Genomic DNA, 19,688 nt, shown 5'->3' with positions numbered 1-19,688 from the left:
GATCATGAGCGAGACCCCGCAGTTCTACTACAACACGCGCACCGGCGCCGTCGAGGAAGGTCGCCAGTCCCACGGCGTGGACCTCATGGGTCCGTACGCCACACGGGAGGAGGCGCAGGCGGCACTGAACACGGCGGCCAAGCGCAATGAGGCGTGGGAAGAGGCCGACGAGAAGTGGGATGCCTGGGAGGGCGACGACGACACGGCCGCTCAGCACTGACCGCGCAGGGTGAGTGATCAGTCGAAAGAGTGCTGGGGATCCGGGTAGACGCCCTCCAGCACCTGACGGCGGTACTCAGACGCCGCCTTCTCCAGCTCTGGCCCAAGGTGCGCGAACTGCTTGACGAAGGTGCCCTCGAATCCGGACAGCCCGGCCATGTCCTGCCACACCAGCACCTGGCCGTCGCAGTGCGGCCCGGCGCCGATGCCGATCGTCGGCACCTGCACGATCTCAGTGATCCGTGCAGCGAGCGCAGCGGGCACGAGTTCCAGCACGATAGCGGAGACGCCTGCCTCCTGCAGGGCGATCGCGTCCTCGGCGAGGTGATCGGCGCCCGCCTGGTCGCGGCCCTGCACCCTGTGCCCTGACAGGGCGTTGACCGACTGCGGGGTGAAGCCCAGGTGGCCCATCACCGGGATGCCCGAGGAGACGAGGCCGCGTATCTGGGGTGTGATGGCCTGCCCGCCCTCGAGCTTGACCATCTGGGCACCTGCACGCACCAGATCGATACCAGAGCGCACAGCGTCCTGGACGCCCGTCTGGTAGGTGCCGAAGGCGAGGTCCGCCACGACGAGGGGCCGCGTGACGCTGCGGGCCACCGCGCGAGTGAACACCAGCATCTCTTCATGGGTCACCGCGGTGGTGGACTCATGACCGAGCACGGTCGTAGCCACGGAATCACCGACGAGCAGAACCTCGATGCCGGCTGCCTCGAAGACGCGAGCGGACAGGCAGTCATAGCTCGTGAGCATGGAGAAGGGGCGGCCGCGCTCCTTGGCGTCCTGCAGGTGCCGGATACGGATCTTGGCAGGGCCGACGGGGCCACTGGCAGCGTTCACGGGGATCCTCCGCTTCATTGGTCGGCCAGAGAACTGGCCTGCATCGTGTGGACAGCCTAGTGCCCGTTCTCGTCGGGGCAGAGGTACGCGGGTGGCGAACAGCCTCCGGCGCACAGGATCAGGGACTGTGGCCTTCGGACACTCGGACACGATGCTGGGGCAGGTCGCGACGACGGCGCGGGATATGTCATCGTAGGCGCGGCTGGCGACGTGCTAGCTGGAGCCGCCCACAAGGAGGCGGCCTGACATTCGTGGAGAGGAACTCATCTGTGAGCATCGTTCTGCGCCGCACCGGCCGCACCATCACCATCTCTCTGAGCGCGGTTGCGCTCGCCCTCGGCGCGAGTGCCTGCAGCGGCGGAGGGTCTGAGCAGGAGAAAGAGGATGGCCAGAAGCAGGAGCAGCCCGCGGCCGATCCTGCAGAGGAGACCGACCAGCAGCCCTCCGACGGCGGTGGCTCTGACGCTGGTGGGGCCGCGACCCCGGCAGCCTCCGACGGAGGCGGCGATGTCACCGATGAGGACCTCACCGCTGCGGCCGACCGCGTGGTCGAGTTCCTCCAGACACTCGATGATTCCGAGTGGGAGAAGGCCTGCTCCTTCGCGCTCGATCCGACGACCGGTAAGCCCGCTGAAGGTGACGCGCTCACCCAGTGCGCCGAGGGCATGCGCTCCGGTTACGAGTCCAGCGGTGTGACGTTCAAGCCTGGCATGTTCGACGTCGTGGATGCCTCCATGCTGGAGAAGGAGGACAACGGCGACGGCACGGTGACCGTGGGGCTCGAGGAGCAGAAGTTCGTGCTCGTGAAGCTCGACGACGGGCAGTGGTACGTGGACCCGACCGGCACGCAGGCGTCGGGCGGGAACGCCGCGGGCTGAGTGACGGTCTGAGCCACGGGGCGGGGACGCGTCCACCACAGACGCACCGCGGAGCACGTCGGCTCTCTCGCCGAGGTGCTCCGCGGCACGCGCCGGCCCTGCCCGGGGGCGCAGTGCGGCCTCAGTCGGTCCTTCGCTGGTGGCGCATTGCAGCCTGAGCCTGCGGCACACTGGGGGAATGGACCAGCATCATGACGCCGTCATCCGCGCCGTGGCCGAACAGGACGTCCGCTTCATCCGGCTGTGGTTCTGCGACATCGTCGGGACCCTGAAATCGATCGCGATCTCTCCGGCTGACCTGGAGGCGGCCTTCGAGGAGGGCATCGGCATCGACGGCTCGGCCATTGAGGGGCTGACCCGCTCCTACGAGTCCGACATGCTGCTGAGGCCTGATCCGCGGACCTTCGAGATGCTCGCCTGGCGGGGCGCCACCGCTGCGACCGCCCGCATGATGTGCGACGTGCTCACGCCCGACGGGGAACCAGCGGCATCGGATCCGCGGCGCGTGCTGCGCGATGCCCTCGCACGGGCAGAGGAGAAGGGCCTCGAGCTGTACACCCACCCAGAGATCGAGTTCTACCTTTTCCAAGAACCATACCGTCGCGGAGCCGAGCTGCAGCCTATTGATCAGGCCGGCTACTTCGACCACGTCCACCGGGGACAGGGTCAGGACTTCCGCCGCACCGCCATCCAGTACCTGGAAGCGATGAACATCCAGGTGGAGTTCAGCCACCACGAGAACGGCCCCGGCCAGAACGAGATCGATCTGCGGTACGCCGATGCGCTCAGCACCGCCGACAATATTGTGACGCTGCGCACCGTGGTCAAAGAGGTCGCACTGTCGATGGGGCAGGTGGCGACCTTCATGCCGAAGCCGATGATCGACCAGCCCGGATCGGGGATGCACACTCACCTGTCTCTGTTCCAGGGCGGCAAGAACGCGTTCCACGAGCCCGGCGCCGAGTATGGGCTCAGCCGGACTGGCCGTCGATTCATCGCCGGGCTTTTGCGTCACGCACCGGAGTATGCGGCTGTCACGAACCAGTGGGTGAACTCCTATAAACGCTTGTGGGGAGCGCAGGAAGCACCGAGCTACATCTGCTGGGGACACAACAACCGCTCCGCCCTCGTGCGGGTGCCGTTCCATAAGCCCACCAAGGGCACAAGCTCGCGCGTGGAATTCCGGGGCCTGGATTCCGCGGCGAACCCGTACCTGGCCTTCGCCGTGCTGCTCGGAGCTGGCCTCGCGGGCATTGAGAACGAGTACGAGCTCCCCGAAGGCGCCGAAGACGCGGTGTGGGAACTCACCGAGCAGGAACGATACGCGATGGGCATCGAACCGCTGCCCACCGACCTGTTCCGAGCCCTGGAGCGTTTCGAATCCTCCGAACTGATGGCGCAGGTGCTCGGCGAGCAGGTCTTCGAGTTCTTCCTACGGGACAAGCGCAATGAATGGAGCCGGTACCGCGAACAGGTCACCGACTACGAACTCGCGAACACCTTCGGGCGCATCTGAGATGACGCACGAGGTCCCGACCAGCACCGGTGCACTGGCCCGGCTCGGCTTCAGCCGCACCGAAAGGGTTCAGCGTTTCCTGGGGGAGCCGGCGCTCGCATCACTGCCACGCGAAGCCATCCAGGCACTCGGTGCTGTGCCGGACGGCGACGATGCGGTGCTGGGCCTGCTGCGGGTCGCTGAGGCCGCCCGAGACGCCGGCCTCACGACACTGCTGGAGCGATTCCTCACCACAGTGGGCCACACCTCGCCACGAGAGCGGGAGACCGGCCAGCTGAGCTCCGGAGATGGTCTGATCGCCCTGCTCGGCACGTCCGTTGCAGCAGGTGACATGCTCGCCCGCCACCCCGAGGCGCTCGAGAAGCTGCTGATCGAGGATCCGCTCGCAGTCGATGCTGCCGCCGTGCGCGAGCACCTGCTGCGCGCCGTCGGCGCCGATCCCGCCGCTGATATGCCTGTCGCGTCCGGAAGCGGCAGAGAAAGCCGCGATGCCCTGCGCGTTGCCTATCATGAACGGCTCGCCCAGATCGCTCTGGCCGACGTCAGCGCACCGCAGCCCGCGCAGATCCAGCCGGACATCTCCGCTGCACTGTCGGACCTTGCTGATGCCGCACTGGATGCCGCGATCGCCATCTCCCGGTGTGCCGTGGCTGGGCACGACACGGTGCGGTGGGCTGTGCTCGCGATGGGCAAGACCGGCGCACGCGAGCTCAACTACATCTCCGACGTCGACGTTCTGCATGTCATCGAGCCGGCGGGTGACGATACTGATGAGGAGTCCCTGGTCCGGATCGGATCCGCTTTGGCCCGCGAGCTCGCCCGCGTCTGTTCCGACCGCACCGCCGCGGGCACCCTGTGGCAGGTCGACGCGAACCTCCGTCCGGAAGGCAAGGACGGGCCGCTCGTGCGCACCCTGGACTCCTATCGGCGGTACTACGAACGCTGGGCGGAGTCCTGGGAGTTCCAAGCGCTGCTGAAGGCCCGTGCCGCCGCCGGTGACCGTGAGCTGGGAGAAGCGTTCGAGCAGTTGGTCGCCCCCTGGGTGTGGCAGGCATCCACCAGGGACGGGTTCGTGGAGGATACGCGCGCGATGCGCCGTCGCGTGGTCGCCCACATCCCGCGAGGCGAGGTCGACCGCCATGTGAAGCTCGGCCCAGGCGGACTGCGCGACGTCGAGTTCACGGTGCAGCTGCTGCAGATGGTGCACGGCCGCACCGATGAGGCATTGCGGTCACGCACAACCCTCGTAGCCCTCCACCAGCTGGGCGGCGGCGGCTACATCTCCCGCGATCATGTGAGCGAGCTCGACGCCGCCTACCGTTTCCTCCGCTGTGTCGAGCACCGTCTTCAGCTGCACCGGCTTCGCCGCACCCAAGTACTGCCCACCGGGAAGGACGACCTGCGGCGTCTGTCCCGCAGCCTGAGGCTCAGCTCGGAGGAGTTCACACGCACGTACGAACGCACGCGGCGCCGCGTGCGGCAGCTGCACGAAGAGATCTTCTACCGTCCGCTGCTGGTGACTGCCTCCCAGCTCAGCGACGGCCAGGTGCGGCTGCGCCCCGAAGAGGCCCGCGACCGACTGGCCGCCATCGGATACCGCGACCCGGGCCGCGCCCTCAGCCACATCCAAGCGCTCACCGAAGGACTGTCGCGTCGTGCGGCGATCCAGCGTCAACTGTTGCCCGTGCTGCTGGAATGGCTCGCCGACGGCATCGACCCCGATCTTGGGCTGCTCGCGTTCCGTCGGCTCTCCGATGCGCTCGGTTCCGCGCACTGGTATCTCGCGCTGCTGCGTGATTCCGGTGTGGCGGCGCGGCGACTCGTGCGCGTGCTCGCGGGCAGCCGCTTCGTGGGCGGCCAGTTGGAGCAGATCCCTGAAGCGGTGCGATGGCTGGGGCGGGACGAGAGTCTGCGCCCGCTTCGACGTGACGCGCTTGGCCGCGAGTTCCTCGCGGTGATCGACCGCGCCCAAGACATCGATGAAGCCAAGGGCGTGATCCGTCGGACCCGGCGGCGTGAGCTGTTACGGATCGCGCTGGCACATCTGTGTGAGCTGCTGACTCCCGTGGAGGTGGCCCATGCCCTCACCGACCTTGCTGAGGCCGTGCTTGAGGCGGGACTGCTGGTGGCCTATCACGCTGTGGCGCTCGACCAGGGCAAGATCGACGACGAGGCGACGGTGCTGGCCGACGCCGTGCTCGATGATGGCGGGCAGGTCAATGACTCCACGGCGACGCAGCTGCGTGAGCGGCGCAGCGATCCAGCCCGCGCCTTGGGCATCGAGCTGGCCGTGATCGCCCTGGGGAGCTTCGGGGCGCGCGAGATGGGGTACAGCTCCGATGCTGACGTGCAGTTCGTCGCCGTGGACCGCGGCGCCGGGCGCAGCACCGAGAAGCTCGGCATCGCCGTGGCCACCTCCATCCAGCAGATCCTCAACGCCCCCGCAGCCGGTGCCGATATGCGCGTGAGCGCGGATCTGCGACCGCAGGGGAAGCAGGGGCTCCTCGCACGGCATGAGGACGCGTGGGCGGCCTACTACCGCCGAGACGCCCTCACCTGGGAGAAGCAGGCGCTGCTGCGCGGCCGCGTGATCATCGCCTCGACGCAGACAGCCGAGAGGCTGCGCGACACGATGGATCAGGTGCGGTATCCGAGCGGGGGACTGGCCGCGTCTGACCGGCGCGACATCGTGCGCATGAAAGCTCGGATCGAAGCCGAGCGTCTGCCGCGCGGCGCCGATCCGGCGCGGCACGTCAAGCTCGGCCGCGGCGGCATGACCGATGTCGAGTGGTGCGCCCAGCTCCTCACCCTGGAGCACGGACACCACCATCCGCAGCTGCGCGCCCCGGGGACCCTCGACGTACTGCAGGCCGCGGTGGATGCGGGGGTGCTTTCCGCGGACCACGCACGGGATCTGCGTGAGGCATGGATTCTGGGCTGGCGGATCCGACGGGGGCTGTTCCTGTGGAAGGGGCGGGAGGCACAGGTGCTGCCGTCAGACCGGGTCGACCTGCGTGCCCTTGCCTGGCTGCTCGATGGCCCTGACGCCACAGCCACGGATCTCGAGGACACCTACCTGCGCGTCACCCGGCACGCGCGCTTGATCACCGAGCAGCTCGTGTTCGGGCGCCTCGTGCAGTGAGCATGTGCCCGGCGCCACCGTGTGATGCCTGACGCCACGCAGGCGAGGCACGCCCGCGCCTACCGGTGGCACCCCGCGAGTGCGTCCTAGGATCGTTCCCGCTGCCCCCGACCCGCTCGAGGAGACATGACCACACCGTCGCTGTCTGAGAACACCCCGCGAGGCCGCATGTACCGGCTCGAACCCGGGGGACCGCTGCTGTACCCCTCGATCACCACGGTGGCCGGTGCGCGCGCGAAAGACCACCTCCAGGGGTGGTACGCGACGATGGCATCGAAACGGGCCCTGGAGATGTTCGATTTCCTGGACCGCAACCCCGATCGGGCGCAGGCAGAGATCGCCCGGGTGACCCGCGACCGGTGGACCACGCAGAAACGGATCGCGGCCGCCGCCGCTGACCACACACGCACAGCGGCAGACTTCGGCACACTCGTGCACGCCGCATGCGAGATCTGGGGCCGCGACGGGCAGCGACCCGGACACGAGACACTCGGCGGGATCGTGCGCGACATGCATACCGCCGACGGGGCATTCGGTGAGGAAAAAGACCTGGATGCGCTCCTGCGCCGCGTGGATCAGCGCCTGGACGGATACGGCGGATTCCTGGAGGACTACCAGCCGGAGTTCATGGAGGTCGAACAGACCGTGGTGAACCACTCGGTGGGCTACGCCGGGACGACAGACGCGATCGTCCGGGTGGGTGGTGCACTGCTCAGCGCCGACATCAAGACCTCGAAATCGGTGCGCGGCGACTACGCTCTGCAGGGGGTCGCCGTGGTGCGCGCTGAGCATCTGTTGGATGACGACGGCACCCAGCGCGACATGCCGGAGCTTGCCGGTGCGTTCATCGTGCACCTGCCGGCTGAGGGCGGATACCGCGTGGTGCCGCTGCGCACGGGGCAGGCCGAGTTCGACACGTTCTGCTCCCTGCGGCGGGCCTGGAGTTTCGTGGCCGACGACTGCGCGGGGGATCCGGTTCCCGGTCCGAAGGAGCTGCTGGTCAGCCTGCTGCGCGCGAACGGTGGGCTGAGCACCTTACCGTGACGGGCTGGTCAAGACTCCGGTGCCAGGACCCCCAGGGCGCGGGCCCGCGCCACGGCGTCCGTTCGGCTGCTCGCGCCGAGTTTTGCGAACACATGCACCAGGTGGGTCTTCACCGTGGCCTGAGATAAGAACAGTTCTGAGGCGATCGCCGCGTTCGTGCGCCCGGCTGCGACCAGCGCGAGGACTTCACGTTCGCGGCTGGTGAGGTGTTCGGGGCTGGGCTGGGACTGCAGACGCCGCTCGATGCGCGGATCCACCGCGCCCTCCCCGCGGGCGACGGCCCGCACTGCGGCAACGAGCTCGGGCAGCGGGGCATCCTTGAGCAGATACCCGTCGGCTCCGGCGTCCATTGCCGCCAGCACATCCTGGTCATTGTCGTACGTGGTCAGCACCAGCACGGCCGGATGCGAGGGTGCATCGTGCAGGGCACCGATGATGTCGGCGCCGCTGCGCGTCTCGTGCGCGTAGCGCAGATCCAGCAGCACCACATCTGGCAGGGCAGAGTGGGCAAGGCGTAGAGCCTCAGCCGGATCGGATGCCTCGCCCACGATCTGCAGGTCCTCTTCGCCGTCGAGAATGGCGGCAACACCGCGGCGCACCACGGCATGGTCATCGCTCAGCAGCAGTCGGATCACGCGGTGGCCTCCGTTGGCGTGGTCGAATCGGGCAGCGGCAGAGGAAGACGAACCTGCACGGCAGTACCGGAACCGGCTGTACTCTCGATCGTCAGCGAGCCGCCCAGGGAGCGGGCGCGTGCCCGTGCGGTGCGCAGCCCCATACCGTCGGGCTCGTCATCCGGGATGCCGAGGCCGTCGTCGACGACATCCACGAGCACGTCCTCCTGGGCACTGAGGCTCACCGCGATACGGGAGGCGTCAGCGTGGTGCACAGCATTGGCGAGCAGTCCCTGGACGAGCCGAACAATGGTGCGGGCTGTGCGCGGGGTGATCCGCTGCTGGGCGTCGGCCTCCAGTTCCCAGCGCAGCTGCACCCGGGCATTCGTGGTGACAGCAGCATCGTGGATCAGCGTTTCGAGCGCCCCGCGCAACTGTGCCGGATCGACCGCGGGCACGTCCTCATCCACCAGGCGACGCGCCTGCGCTGTGGTGCGCACGGCAGCGCCGCGGGCCTGTTCACGCAGCTGCGCGGCCCGCTGATCATCACCCTGCTGCGAGGCGTTCTGCGCCGCATCCAAGAGCAACTGGACGGAGAGAGACGACTGGGCGACAGTGTCATGCAGCTCCCGCGCAATGCGCTCCCGCTCCGCAGCGGTCGCCGCTTCCCGCTCACGCTCAGCGAGCTGACGCTGCGTGGCCAGCAGCCGCTCGGCGAGGATCGTGCGCTGACGGATCTCGCCCTGGAGGGCGCGCACCGCCGCCACCACACCGAGCGCGACCAGCGCACCCATACCCGGGCCGATCATCCCGGCGACCGTCGTCGCCCCCGCAGCCCATCCGGCATGCGCGAGGACGGCGGTGACAGTCACGACAAGGAGGGCCGCGATGCCACCGGCCCACGGGAGGGCATACAGCACGGCAAAGTCGACCGCGAAGGCGATCCACAACGCATCCGGGCTGAGCATCAGCGCGGCGACCCACAGCAGCATCGTCGGGATCAGGTGCACAAGAGCAGACCAGGCGCCCGCTCCGTCGTGAGCCCCTGCTCGTCGCCGGCGCTGAGCATCGCGGCGAGCTCCGATCGAATAGACCGACACCAGAGCAGCCAGCAGCGCCCACAGCGTGACCAGGTAGCCCGTCGGCATCGTGCCCACAGCACGCACCGCGGTGAGCAGCACAAGCAGGTAGAGCAGCGCGTGCACCAGCCACCGCAGCGCGGCGGCCAAGGGCATGGACGGCACGGCGCCCGCCGCCAGCGCCTCCTCGGAGGCAGCCGGAGCGGCGGGCGACTGTGCTGCTGACGCGGTCACGCGATCAGGGGATCGGCTCACAGATCGTAGTAGAGCTCGAATTCGTGAGGGTGTGGGCGGAAACGGAACGGATCGATCTCCGTGGTGCGCTTGAGCTCGATCCAGGTGCTGATCAGGTCCTCGGGGAACACGTCGCCCTCGGTGAGGTAGTCGTGATCCTCCTCGAGAGCCCGTAGCGCATCCCCCAGGGACTCGGGCAGCTGCTTGATCTGCGCGTGCTCCTGGGGCGGCAGTTCGTACAGGTCCTTGTCGATCGGCTCCGGTGGCTCGATGCGATTGCGGATGCCGTCAATGCCAGCCATCAGCTGTGCGGCGAAGGAGAGGTACGGATTCGCCGACGGGTCGGGGGCACGGAACTCAATGCGCTTCGCCTTCGGGGAGGTGCCGGTGACCGGGATGCGGATCGCGGCCGAGCGGTTACGGGCCGAGTAGACCATGTTCACAGGCGCCTCGAAGCCGGGCACCAGGCGTTTGAACGAGTTGACCGTGGGGTTCGTGAACGCCACCAGCGACGGGGCATGCTCGATGATGCCCCCGATGTACCAGCGGGCGATGTCCGACAGGCCACCGTAGCCACGCTCGTCATAGAACAGCGGCTCGCCGTCCTTCCACAGCGACTGGTGCGTGTGCATGCCGGAGCCGTTGTCTCCGAACAGCGGCTTGGGCATGAACGTGGCGGTTTTGCCCGCGTTCCACACCTCGTTCTTCACGATGTACTTGAACTTCATGACATCGTCGGCAGCCTGCAGCAGGGTGTTGAACCGGTAGTTGATCTCCTGCTGGCCAGCGGTGCCCACTTCGTGGTGAGCACGCTCCACCGCAAGACCCACCGCATCGAGCTGGGCGCAGATCTGGTCACGCAGGTCAGCCATCTGGTCGGTGGGCGGCACCGGAAAGTAGCCGCCCTTCACACGGGTCTTGTAGCCCTGGTTGCCCAGGCCGAACTCCGTCTCATCGCGGTCGGTGTTCCACGCCGCCTCATCGGAGTCGATCTGGTAGAAGGCGGAGTTGATACCGGTTTTGAAGCGGATGTCGTCGAAGATGTAGAACTCCGCTTCGGCAGCGAAGATCGCGGTATCGGCGATGCCCGTGGACTTCAGGTACTCCTCTGCTTTCGCCGCGACAGTGCGCGGGTCGCGGGAGTACGGCTCGTCGGTAAACGGATCGACGATCGAGAAGTTCAGGATCAGCGTCTTGTGCTCCCGGAACGGATCCAGGTACGCGGTCTCCAGATCCGGGATCAGCTTCATATCCGATTCGTGGATCGCCTGGAAACCACGGATTGAGGAGCCGTCAAACAGCTGCCCGTCCGCGATGGCCTCCTCATCGAAGGTCGAGGCAGGCACGTTGAAATGCTGCATCACCCCGGGCAGGTCACAGAAGCGAATGTCGATGAACTCGACGCCCTCCTCCTCGATGTAGCGGGTGAGTTCGCTTGGACTGCTGAACACGTCTCCTCCATCCGCGCGGACGGTGCCGCGCCGCGAAACTGGTGGCGGTGGGGCGATGCCGGTACGGCTCGGCCTCGGGGGCTGTGGCCCCGGTGTGGATCAGTCTACGGCGCGTGGTGGGAGCGATCTGGTTCGGCCACGGGGCGAAAGGGGCTTCAGCGCGATCTCCTCCCAGCACCCCACGAGTCAGCGACGAAACGCTCGTTGAGCGTTCAGCGATAGAGTGCCGGGGTGAATGCACGAAAGGACCTCGCGGCGTGGCTCGACGGGCCGCCAGCAGATGACACCTACGTGCGAGGCTCCGGCATCGGTCTGCCCGCCGACGGTCCCGGATCGGTCGCACCCGTGGCACGACGCTTCGGCTCGCTGGTGCTCGACTGGGCAGTGTGCGCCCTGGTCTCCTGGGCGTTCCTCAACTATGACGAGATCGCGATCCTCGTGCTGTTCACGCTGGTCAACATCGTGATGCTGACGATGTTCGGCTGCACCGGCGGGCAATTGCTGTGCCGTGTGCGTGTGGTGCCGGTGCGCGGCCACATGCCGATGCTTGTGCGCGCCGTGATCCGTACCGCGCTGCTGGTCCTCGTGATCCCTGCCGTGGTGTGGAACCGGGATCTGCAACCGATGCACGACGTCGCAGCGGGCACCGCCGTCGTACGGGCCTGAGCTCATGGGAGTGCATAGCCCGTGAGCCCGCTCCTGACGATCGGGTCACGGTCACGGCGCGGATGGCGCGGATCAGCGGCCGCGCATCGCCTTACGATCGGGTCGCGCCCGATACGGGTCCACGCCCTTGGGAATCGCCTGGCGGAAGGACCGCTGTAGCGCGTCCAGCCGTCGAGAGACCTCCGCGGCCTCATCCTTCGTGAGCACACGCTTCATGCGGGTCATGTGGGAGGGCAGCTTGTGCAGCGGCACCTCACCGTCGCCGTCGCCCACCAGGATGCGGTGCACTGGTACGCCCTCGTGGCGCAGCACACGACGGATCGCCTTTGTCTCCTTATCCAGCAGCTGCAGCGACGTGTGTGAGGAGTCCTCCGCCACGATCGCGATGCCAGCACGGCCGGATGCTCGGTAGACCATTTTCTGCGTGCGTCGGTCGATCTGGACTGGCTCGTCATGGACGTTCCAGCCGCGTCGGATGGACTGCATCGCAGCGAGGGGCGCACCGGGCTGTCCGGCGATCCGGGAGAACGCGGCACGCTCTGCCTTACGCGCCAGGATGAGCATCGCCACCAGCAGGCCGACGGCAAGCCCCAAGAACAGGCCGTACCAGGGGTTATCGATGATCCACCAGCTCAGCAGCACCGCCACGACGATCGAGGCGGCAACGCCGGCGAGCATCAGCGGCAGCGTGCTGCGGTCGGTGCGCTGGGTGAACCGGTACACCTCCGCCATCTGCTTCAGACGGCCGGGTTTCTTCTCCTGGGTGGAGTCCGTGCGTGCCATGTGTCCTCTGTGTTCGTGATGGTGGGGTCAGCTTGCGGTGGCTGCTCGTCGTGCGACCACGCTCGCGGCCTCCTGCCGAGCAGGCGTGGACTGATCGAGGTGGGCGAGCTCCGGCGGGATGGGGCGATTCAGCTTCTTCATGGCCTGTGCCCACAGTCGGCCCGCCCGATAGGACGAACGGACCATGGGGCCGGCCATGACGCCCAGGAACCCGAGCTCCTCCGCGATGGCCGAGAGCTCAAGGAACTCCTCGGGCTTCACCCAGCGATCGATCGGGTGGTGGAGCTTCGAGGGGCGCAGGTACTGCGTGAGGGTGAGTAGCTGGCAGCCCGCGTTATGCAGATCCTCCATGGCGGAGATGACCTCATCGGGGGTCTCGCCCATTCCAAGGATCAGGTTTGACTTCGTGATCATTCCCGCGTCGCGAGCGTGGGAGATGACATCCAGGGAGCGCTCGTAGCGGAACGCCGGGCGGATCCGCTTGAAGATGCGCGGCACAGTCTCGAGGTTGTGTCCGAACACCTCGGGTTTGGCGTCGTAGACCTGCTGCATCGCGAAAGTATCGCCACGAATATCGTCGATCAGCAGCTCGACACCGGTGCCCGGGTTCAGCGCATGGATCTGCCGGCAGGTCTCGGCGAAAAGTCCGGCGGCGCCGTCGGCCAGATCGTCGCGGGCCACGCCCGTCACCGTCGCATACCGCAGTCCCATCTCCTGGATGGAGCGAGCCACTTTCATCGGCTCCGCCGGATCCAGCGGATTCGGTCGCCCGGTGGCGATATCGCAGAAATCACAACGCCGCGTACACGTGTCACCACCGATGAGGAAAGTCGCCTCGCGGTCTTCCCAGCATTCAAAGATGTTCGGGCATCCAGCCTCTTCACACACGGTGTGCAGGCCCTGACCATGAACGCGCTTCTTCATCTCCCGGTACTCCGGGCCCATCACCGCCGTGGTGCGGATCCAGTCGGGCTTTCGCTCGATCGGGGTCTCGGCGTTGCGCGCCTCGATGCGCAAGAGCCGCCTACCCTGCGGGGCGATCGTCACGCTTATGCCTCCTGAGGTCGACTATCTGACGAGTCTAGCGAGCGGGACCTGCTGCGCCGGCATTGGCGAGGGCACGTTCACGTGCGTTGCGCCACCGTCTCGATGGCCGCGGCCACGTGACGCTCGACCACGGGTAGCACCTCGGGCACGTCGACCGTGCGTCCGAGCTGAGCGCTCAGGCTCGTGACGCCCGCGTCCTCGATGCCGCATGGGATCACGTTCTGGGCCCAGGTCAGATCATTGGCGCAGTTCAGAGCAAATCCATGCATGGTGATGCGTTTCGAGACGCGCAGGCCGATCGCGGCGATCTTCTCATCCGGGCTACCGGTGCGCCGCACCCATACGCCGCTGCGACCGTCGACCGCGCAGGTGGCCACACCCAGGTCAGCGCAGGCCGCGATCAAGGCCTGCTCGAGAGAACGGACGAAGCCCACGACATTGATCGGGATGGGCAATGGGACCAGCGGGTACCCGACAAGCTGGTGCGGACCGTGCCACGTGATTTTTCCACCGCGATCGATGTCGATCACCTCGGCGCCGTCGCGTGGACGCTCGTGATCTGCGGTGAGCTTTCCAGCGGTGTACACCGGGCGGTGTTCGAGCAGCAACAGTGTGGGACCGCGGTCACCGGCGTGGATCTGGGCGTGGAGCTGACGCTGGATGTCCCATGCGCTGCGGAAGTCGACGGGGCCAGTGGGGAGGCCGAACTCCTCATGCTGGTCCCCTCCGGGGAGCGGGGAGCTGAACCCCAGGCGGATCACATCAAGCACTGTTTCAGGGTACTGCGCAGATGCCCTTGAGGTGGGAAGCGAACGGGGCCACTGGGGAGGAACACAACACAGCGTCGCGGAGCCTTTATGACCTGCACATTGTGCATAACCGACAGAGTGTTAGCCGTCGCACGCTTCACTAGCAGCATGAGGATGGCAGATCGGGCAGGGGAGCATCGGCCACGAGATAGCGCACCGCGTGGCCTGCGGTCGCTTCTGCGATGCGACGACGTGTTCCAGGAGCAGCTCGTGCGTGCAGATGACGGAACGTGGGGCATCCGTGTCAGCAGCATCGCGGGCAGCGACGACGTCGCGGATCTGCACACAGTGCTCGCGAGGCTTGCACGGCGGGGAATCAATGCCGCACCGCGGCTGCTCCAGCACGACGGCGGTGAGTTTGTGCGCGAGGCGCCTATTGTGCTCAGCAGCTGCGGCGGTCGACGGATCGCACAGGAAGACACCCCCGCAACGGCAGAGCGACTCGGGCGCGCTCAGGCACGTGCAGATCTCGAGGAACTGCTCGATGCACTCCACGGTGAAGGATGGGTGCTCGGCGCCGTCCCGACGACGCCGCTTGCCGTGCGGGCCGACGGGCGCGTGACAGTGGCCGATCTTCGTGGTGCGCGCCGGGTGATGACACTCTCCGCGCAGCTCGCGGATCGACGGTGGCTCGACGACGTGCTGCAAGATGCTGATCGCACGCTCGTGAGAGATCGGTGGGACTCCGGCCCCTCCATCGCATCGCTGTTCCACACGCACACCGTGCCGCCCGCTGACCCGCTTGAGGCTCTCTATTCCGAGCCGCGGCACGGCGATCACCACGAGGTCGCAGCACGGAGGGACGACGCATGGGACGGCGCCCTGCGAGAGAAATCGGTGGGGGATGAATCCGAACAGGAGCACGGTGAGCTGGCGGATGCTGAACTGTTCACGCCATGGGAGCAGTCCGCAGAGGAAGCGCCACCAGTGGAGCCGATTCCGGCATGGGTGCAGAGTCATCGTGGCGCGGGAGCCGAGGATCAGGGGAGCCAGCGGCGAGGCCGGCCCCCTTATCGCAGCTGGGCCGTCGGAGCGGGAGCGGCCGCGAGAGGGCGGGACGAGGACAGGATTCGTCGTTTGCGCGAGGGGTGGCTGTCCCAGTGGCGGAACAGGGTAGCGACTGCGCTGCGCCGAGCACCCCGCCGGGGAATTGGACTCGTGCTCGCTTCCGGCCTGCTGATCGGGGTCATCGGATGGCAGGTGGCCGGGCCCGAGCTGATCGGGCCTGGACGACCAGCTGCAGCGGGAGACGCAGCACCGCATGCACGTCGTGACCAGGGGGCGCCTCAGGGACCGGGCGAGGCTGACGCGGTGGCCGAGGCGGATCCGGCTGCAGCTGATCCTGGACCTGACGCGGGGCGGCCGGACGCAACAAGTGCGCCAACAGGTCGTGCAGCCAACGGCTCCGATACGTCGTCCCCCGCAGAAGAAGCGGTGCCTGGCGATGCGGCGATGATCGCTGCCGTGGAGGCGCCCGTGCACGACCCCCACGGACTGATGCAGGCCCTCGCTGGACAACGGCACGCGTATGTCACCGGCACGAGCGACCAGCCGGTGGCGCGACCGGGGTCACCGGCTGCGGCTCAGGACGACGCCGCCCGCGAGGAGTACGCGACGACGACAGTCGCCGGGGGAGAGAGCCGCGTGCACGATGCCACGCTCGACAACTACGACAGGTACAGAGGCACAGCACACGTGAGGGCTACCGTCTCAACGCCGCAACACACGGTGACTGACGCGGCCGGAACCGAAAGCGTCGTGGCGGCAGATGAACCGGTGCTGCTCATCTTCCACCTCGCGTGGCAGGAGAACCGATGGATGATCGAGAGTGTTGAGACGCCGGCGAGCACCTGACACCAGGTGACCGACCGATGGCTGATGACGAGTTGCTGACCAAGAGTGACAGCTGAACGCGGAGCGGCCCGGCACCCCAGGGTGCCGGGCCGCTCCCATTCAGTGGCGATGCACCACTGTCACGGTGACTGCGTCACAGGCCGAGCTCGGCCTCGAACGCGCCCTCCTCGAGGCGCTTCTTCACGAAGGTGAGGAAGCGGGCGGCATCGCCACCATCCACCAGGCGGTGGTCGTAGGAGAGGAACAGGTACATCATCGAGCGGATCGCGATGGAGTCCTGGCCGTCGGCATTCGCCACCACGGCGGGACGCTTCACGATCGAGCCACAGCCCAGGATGCCGACCTGGGGGTTCGGCACGATCGGGGTATCCCAGAGAGCGCCACCGGAACCGGTGTTCGTGATCGTGAAGGTTGCGCCCTGCAGATCATCCGGGCCCAGCTTGTTGCCCTTTGCCTTCGCGCCAAGCTCGCCGATCTGCCGTGCCAGGCCAGCCAGGTTCAGATCCCCGGCGTTCTTGATCACGGGCACCACCAGGCCACGCTCTGTATCCGCGGCCATTCCGATGTTCTCGGAACCGTGGTAGCGGATCATGTCGCCGTCGATCTCGGCGTTCAACTGCGGGTAGGTCTTCAGCGCCTCCACCGTGGCCTGCATGATGAACGGCAGGAAGGTGAGCTTCGCGCCCTCCCGAGCAGCGAACGCCTCCTTCGCCTTCCCACGCAGGGCGGCGATACGGGTCATGTCGACCTCAACAGCCGTGGTGAGCTGAGCCTGCGTCTGCAGGGACTCCACCATGCGGGACGCAACGATCTTGCGCAGACGTGACATCTTCTCCTCGGTGCCGCGCTTGGGCGAGACCTCGACCGCGGCAGCTGCCTTCGGCGCGGACGCCGCAGCGGCGGCGGGAGCGCCGGCAGCCGGAGCCTGCTGCGCCTGCTTGGCGGCGTCGATGGCCTGCTGAACATCCTGTTTGCGGATGCGGCCACCGAGGCCGGTGCCGGACACCGTGGACAGATCGATGCCGGCATCGGCCGCCATCTTCCGCACAAGCGGGGTGATGTAGCCCGAGGACTGGGCGCCGGAGACCGCGTCGGCGGCCTTCGGAGCCGGAGCCGACGGTGCCGGCTTCGCCTCGGCAGCCGGGGCGGGCGCAGGCTTCGTGTCCTGAGCGGGCTCCGACGGCTTGTCGGCGGGCTTCTCCTCGGTCGGGGCGGGAGCGGCCTGCTTCTCCTCAGCCGGGGCGTCCTGCGCCGGGGCAGAGGCAGCGGAGGCGTCGCCCACGATGGCCAGCACGGAGCCGACCTCGGCGTCTTCGTCCTCCTGCACCCGGATCTCCAGCAGGGTGCCGGCGACGGGCGAAGGAATCTCGGTGTCGACCTTGTCGGTGGAGACCTCGAGCAGCGGCTCGTCGATCTCGACGGTGTCGCCAACGGACTTCAGCCAGCGCGTGACGGTCCCCTCGGTGACGGACTCGCCGAGCGCGGGCATCGCGACTTCCTGGCCCTGTGCGGAACCGGATCCCTGGGCATCCCCGGCAGATTCCTGCTGCGACGGCGCCGTGGCGGGGGCCTCCTGCGAGGTGGAGGGCGCGGTGGTCTCGTCGGAGGTGAGGTCCTCGCCCTCAGAGGCGGGCTCGTCGGCCTGAGCGCCGGAGTCGCCGGAATCCGCGGAGTCGGAGCCGGAGCCGTCGCCGATGATGGCGAGATCTGCGCCAACCTCAGCGTCCTCGTCCTCCTGCACCAGGATCTTCTCGAGTGTTCCGGCAATGGGGGAGGGGATCTCGGTGTCGACCTTGTCGGTGGAGACCTCGAGCAGCGGCTCGTCGACCTCGACGGTCTCACCGACGGACTTCAGCCAGCGGGTGACGGTGCCTTCGGTGACGGACTCGCCCAGGGCGGGCATTTTCACGGTTTCGGACATGATGTTCTCCTTCGGAGGGCTCAGGCGTGGGCGTGCAGCGGCTTGCCGGCGAGAGCCAGTGCGGCCTCGCCCATCGCCTCATGCTGCGAGGGATGACCATGGATGAGGGAGGCGACATCCTCGGGGTAGGCCTCCCAGTTGACGATCAGCTGGGCTTCGCCCATGAGCTCGGACATACGAGCACCGATCATGTGGACGCCCACGATGGGGCCGTTCTTCTCGCGCACCAGCTTGATGAAGCCGGTGGTGCCGAGGATTTGGGACTTGCCGTTGCCGCCCAGGTTGTACTCGTAGGTCTCGACACTGTCATCGCCGAACTGCTCCTTGGCCTGCTTCTCGGTGAGGCCCACGGAGCCGAGCTGCGGCTCGCAGTAGGTGATGCGGGGGATGCCCGATTCGACGATCGGAGCCGGGTCCTGACCCGCGATGCGCTCAGCGACGAAGATGCCCTGCTGGAAGCCGCGGTGGGCCAGCTGCAGACCCGGCACGATGTCGCCCACGGCGTAAATGCCGGGCACGTTCGTCTCCAGGGTCTCCTTGTTGGCGAGCACGAAGCCGCGGTCCATCTCGATGCCCTGCTGTTCGTACCCGAGATCCTTGGTGTTCGGGCCACGGCCGACGGCCACCAACAGGTAGTCGCCTTCATACACGGTGCCGTCCGCGAGGGTGACCTTGACGCCGTCCTCGCTCTGCTCTGCCTTCTCGGTGAACACGCCCAAGCTGAAGGTGATGCCGCGCTTCTTGAAAGCACGCTCAAGAGCCTTGGACAGCGCCTCATCCTCGTTCGCGGCCAGGTGCGGCAGACCTTCGATGATGGTGACGGATTCCGCGCCGAGCGACTTCCACACAGAGGCGAACTCGACGCCGATCACGCCGCCGCCCAGCACGATGGGGTTCTTCGGGACGACCGGCAGCTGCAGCGCGGCCTCCGAGTCCAGGAAGCGGCCGCCAAGCTCGATGCCCGGGATGGTCTTCGAGAAGGAGCCCGAGGCCAGAATGATGTTCTTCCCGTGCAGTTCGCGGGTGCCGTTCTCGGTCTCCACGGTCACAGTGTTCTTGCCTGTCAGGCGGCCGAAGCCCTCGACGTATTCAACCTTGCGGGACTTCACCAGCCCCTGCAGGCCCTTGTAGAGGCGCGAGATGGTCTTGTCCTTGAAGCTCAGCATCTTCTCGACATCGATGCTGTTGAGCGAGAGGTCCAGGCCGAGGTCCTTGCCTTCGGACGGTGCCTCAGCGACCTCGGCCACGTGCAGCAGAGCCTTCGTCGGCACGCAGCCGCGATGCAGGCAGGTGCCGCCGAGCTTGTCTTTCTCCACCAGAGCGATGCGCTGCCCGAGCTGGGCGCCTCGCAGGGCGGCCGCGTAGCCACCGCTGCCACCGCCCAGGATCACGACGTCGAACTGGTCAGTGGTTGATTCCGCCACCTGTGTGCTCCCTTGTTTGGGTTCGGATTCTCCAGCGGTGCATCGTCGGACGCTCGAGGCGTCCTGTCCCGTGCCGCCTGCGGGATCCATGCTAGGGCACGAAGCGGACACGTCTCGTCGATCCGTTGGGGCGGCACCGCTCGAGGTCGCCCCAACGGATCGACGAT

At 67.3% G+C, this 19,688-nt stretch carries 16 protein-coding genes; 7 read left to right on the top strand and 9 right to left on the bottom strand.

Annotation, left to right across the window (positions count from 1 at the left end; all coding sequences use genetic code 11):
- Positions 1-4: 4 nt before the first annotated feature.
- Positions 5-220 (top strand): hypothetical protein, encoded by a 216-nt coding sequence (locus tag C8271_RS08035; RefSeq protein ID WP_106506864.1) that lies wholly within the window; start codon positions 5-7, stop codon positions 218-220.
- Positions 221-237: 17 nt separating this feature from the next.
- On the opposite strand, the gene panB is transcribed toward C8271_RS08035, so the two are convergent.
- Entirely contained in the window at positions 238-1,077 is an 840-nt protein-coding gene (gene panB, locus C8271_RS08030) for a 3-methyl-2-oxobutanoate hydroxymethyltransferase (protein WP_106506863.1), read from the bottom strand.
- Positions 1,078-1,328: 251 nt separating this feature from the next.
- On the opposite strand from panB, the gene C8271_RS08025 reads away from it, so the two are divergent.
- The 4 genes from C8271_RS08025 to C8271_RS08010 all read left to right on the top strand — a co-directional run bounded on the left by C8271_RS08025 (position 1,329) and on the right by C8271_RS08010 (position 7,639).
- Entirely contained in the window at positions 1,329-1,937 is a 609-nt protein-coding gene (locus C8271_RS08025) for a hypothetical protein (RefSeq protein WP_106506862.1), read from the top strand.
- Positions 1,938-2,115: 178 nt separating this feature from the next.
- Complete coding sequence (locus tag C8271_RS08020) at positions 2,116-3,453, top strand: glutamine synthetase family protein (protein WP_106506861.1); 1,338 nt, start codon at positions 2,116-2,118, stop codon at positions 3,451-3,453.
- A 1-nt stretch (position 3,454) separates the two neighbouring features.
- The gene (locus tag C8271_RS08015; protein WP_106506860.1) at positions 3,455-6,595 is read left to right on the top strand and encodes a bifunctional [glutamine synthetase] adenylyltransferase/[glutamine synthetase]-adenylyl-L-tyrosine phosphorylase; all 3,141 of its coding nucleotides are present in this window, start codon (positions 3,455-3,457) and stop codon (positions 6,593-6,595) included.
- Between the two features lie 126 nt (positions 6,596-6,721).
- Positions 6,722-7,639 carry a hypothetical protein gene (locus C8271_RS08010; protein ID WP_106506859.1) on the top strand — a complete coding sequence of 306 codons (918 nt, stop codon included), beginning with the start codon at positions 6,722-6,724 and terminating at the stop codon, positions 7,637-7,639.
- Between the two features lie 8 nt (positions 7,640-7,647).
- Here C8271_RS08010 and C8271_RS08005 read toward each other — a convergent pair whose 3' ends face one another.
- From C8271_RS08005 to glnA, 3 genes are read right to left on the bottom strand one after another with little or no spacing between them, the layout of a single operon-like run.
- Complete coding sequence (locus C8271_RS08005) at positions 7,648-8,274, bottom strand: response regulator (protein WP_106506858.1); 627 nt, start codon at positions 8,272-8,274, stop codon at positions 7,648-7,650.
- Positions 8,271-9,566, bottom strand: a complete 1,296-nt coding sequence (locus C8271_RS08000; RefSeq protein ID WP_138774541.1) for a sensor histidine kinase — start codon at positions 9,564-9,566, stop codon at positions 8,271-8,273. The genes C8271_RS08005 and C8271_RS08000 overlap by 4 nt, the downstream gene beginning before the upstream one ends.
- Positions 9,567-9,583: 17 nt before the next feature.
- Complete coding sequence (glnA, locus tag C8271_RS07995) at positions 9,584-11,017, bottom strand: type I glutamate--ammonia ligase (protein WP_106506856.1); 1,434 nt, start codon at positions 11,015-11,017, stop codon at positions 9,584-9,586.
- Positions 11,018-11,248: 231 nt separating this feature from the next.
- Between glnA and C8271_RS07990 the strand changes: the two genes are divergently transcribed.
- Positions 11,249-11,683, top strand: coding sequence for an RDD family protein (locus C8271_RS07990; RefSeq protein ID WP_106506855.1), 435 nt, complete (start codon positions 11,249-11,251; stop codon positions 11,681-11,683).
- A gap of 72 nt (positions 11,684-11,755) precedes the next feature.
- Here the strand turns inward: C8271_RS07990 and C8271_RS07985 are convergent, their stop codons facing one another.
- From C8271_RS07985 to lipB, 3 genes are all read right to left on the bottom strand, one after another.
- On the bottom strand, positions 11,756-12,466 hold the full coding sequence (locus C8271_RS07985; protein ID WP_106506854.1) for a DUF4191 domain-containing protein: 711 nt from the start codon (positions 12,464-12,466) through the stop codon (positions 11,756-11,758).
- A 27-nt stretch (positions 12,467-12,493) separates the two neighbouring features.
- Positions 12,494-13,513 (bottom strand): lipoyl synthase, encoded by a 1,020-nt coding sequence (lipA, locus tag C8271_RS07980; protein ID WP_106506853.1) that lies wholly within the window; start codon positions 13,511-13,513, stop codon positions 12,494-12,496.
- A gap of 77 nt (positions 13,514-13,590) precedes the next feature.
- Positions 13,591-14,283, bottom strand: coding sequence for a lipoyl(octanoyl) transferase LipB (gene lipB, locus C8271_RS07975; RefSeq protein ID WP_106506852.1), 693 nt, complete (start codon positions 14,281-14,283; stop codon positions 13,591-13,593).
- A 147-nt stretch (positions 14,284-14,430) separates the two neighbouring features.
- On the opposite strand from lipB, the gene C8271_RS07970 reads away from it, so the two are divergent.
- Positions 14,431-16,176 carry a hypothetical protein gene (locus C8271_RS07970; RefSeq protein ID WP_170957832.1) on the top strand — a complete coding sequence of 582 codons (1,746 nt, stop codon included), beginning with the start codon at positions 14,431-14,433 and terminating at the stop codon, positions 16,174-16,176.
- A gap of 133 nt (positions 16,177-16,309) precedes the next feature.
- On the opposite strand, the gene sucB is transcribed toward C8271_RS07970, so the two are convergent.
- Both sucB and lpdA read right to left on the bottom strand, forming a co-directional pair.
- Entirely contained in the window at positions 16,310-18,097 is a 1,788-nt protein-coding gene (gene sucB / locus C8271_RS07965) for a 2-oxoglutarate dehydrogenase, E2 component, dihydrolipoamide succinyltransferase (RefSeq protein WP_106506850.1), read from the bottom strand.
- A gap of 20 nt (positions 18,098-18,117) precedes the next feature.
- On the bottom strand, positions 18,118-19,521 hold the full coding sequence (gene lpdA, locus C8271_RS07960; RefSeq protein ID WP_106506849.1) for a dihydrolipoyl dehydrogenase: 1,404 nt from the start codon (positions 19,519-19,521) through the stop codon (positions 18,118-18,120).
- Between the last annotated feature and the right edge of the window lie 167 nt (positions 19,522-19,688).

The organism is Brachybacterium timonense (assembly GCF_900258505.1).
GTDB classification, from domain to species: domain Bacteria; phylum Actinomycetota; class Actinomycetes; order Actinomycetales; family Dermabacteraceae; genus Brachybacterium; species Brachybacterium timonense.
The sequence above is the reverse complement of the archived record's forward strand: the minus strand, read 5'-3'. Positions and strand labels throughout refer to the sequence as shown.

Excerpts from the sequence above, each read along its gene's own strand:
- C8271_RS07970 (WP_170957832.1), top strand. The coding sequence starts at position 14,431 with ATGAGGATGGCAGATCGGGCAGGGGAGCATCGGCCACGAGATAGCGCA.
- C8271_RS08015 (WP_106506860.1), top strand. The coding sequence starts at position 3,455 with ATGACGCACGAGGTCCCGACCAGCACCGGTGCACTGGCCCGGCTCGGC.
- C8271_RS08035 (WP_106506864.1), top strand. The coding sequence starts at position 5 with ATGAGCGAGACCCCGCAGTTCTACTACAACACGCGCACCGGCGCCGTC.
- C8271_RS08010 (WP_106506859.1), top strand. The coding sequence starts at position 6,722 with ATGACCACACCGTCGCTGTCTGAGAACACCCCGCGAGGCCGCATGTAC.
- C8271_RS08020 (WP_106506861.1), top strand. The coding sequence starts at position 2,116 with ATGGACCAGCATCATGACGCCGTCATCCGCGCCGTGGCCGAACAGGAC.
- C8271_RS07985 (WP_106506854.1), bottom strand. The coding sequence starts at position 12,466 with ATGGCACGCACGGACTCCACCCAGGAGAAGAAACCCGGCCGTCTGAAG.
- sucB (WP_106506850.1), bottom strand. The coding sequence starts at position 18,097 with ATGTCCGAAACCGTGAAAATGCCCGCCCTGGGCGAGTCCGTCACCGAA.
- panB (WP_106506863.1), bottom strand. The coding sequence starts at position 1,077 with ATGAAGCGGAGGATCCCCGTGAACGCTGCCAGTGGCCCCGTCGGCCCT.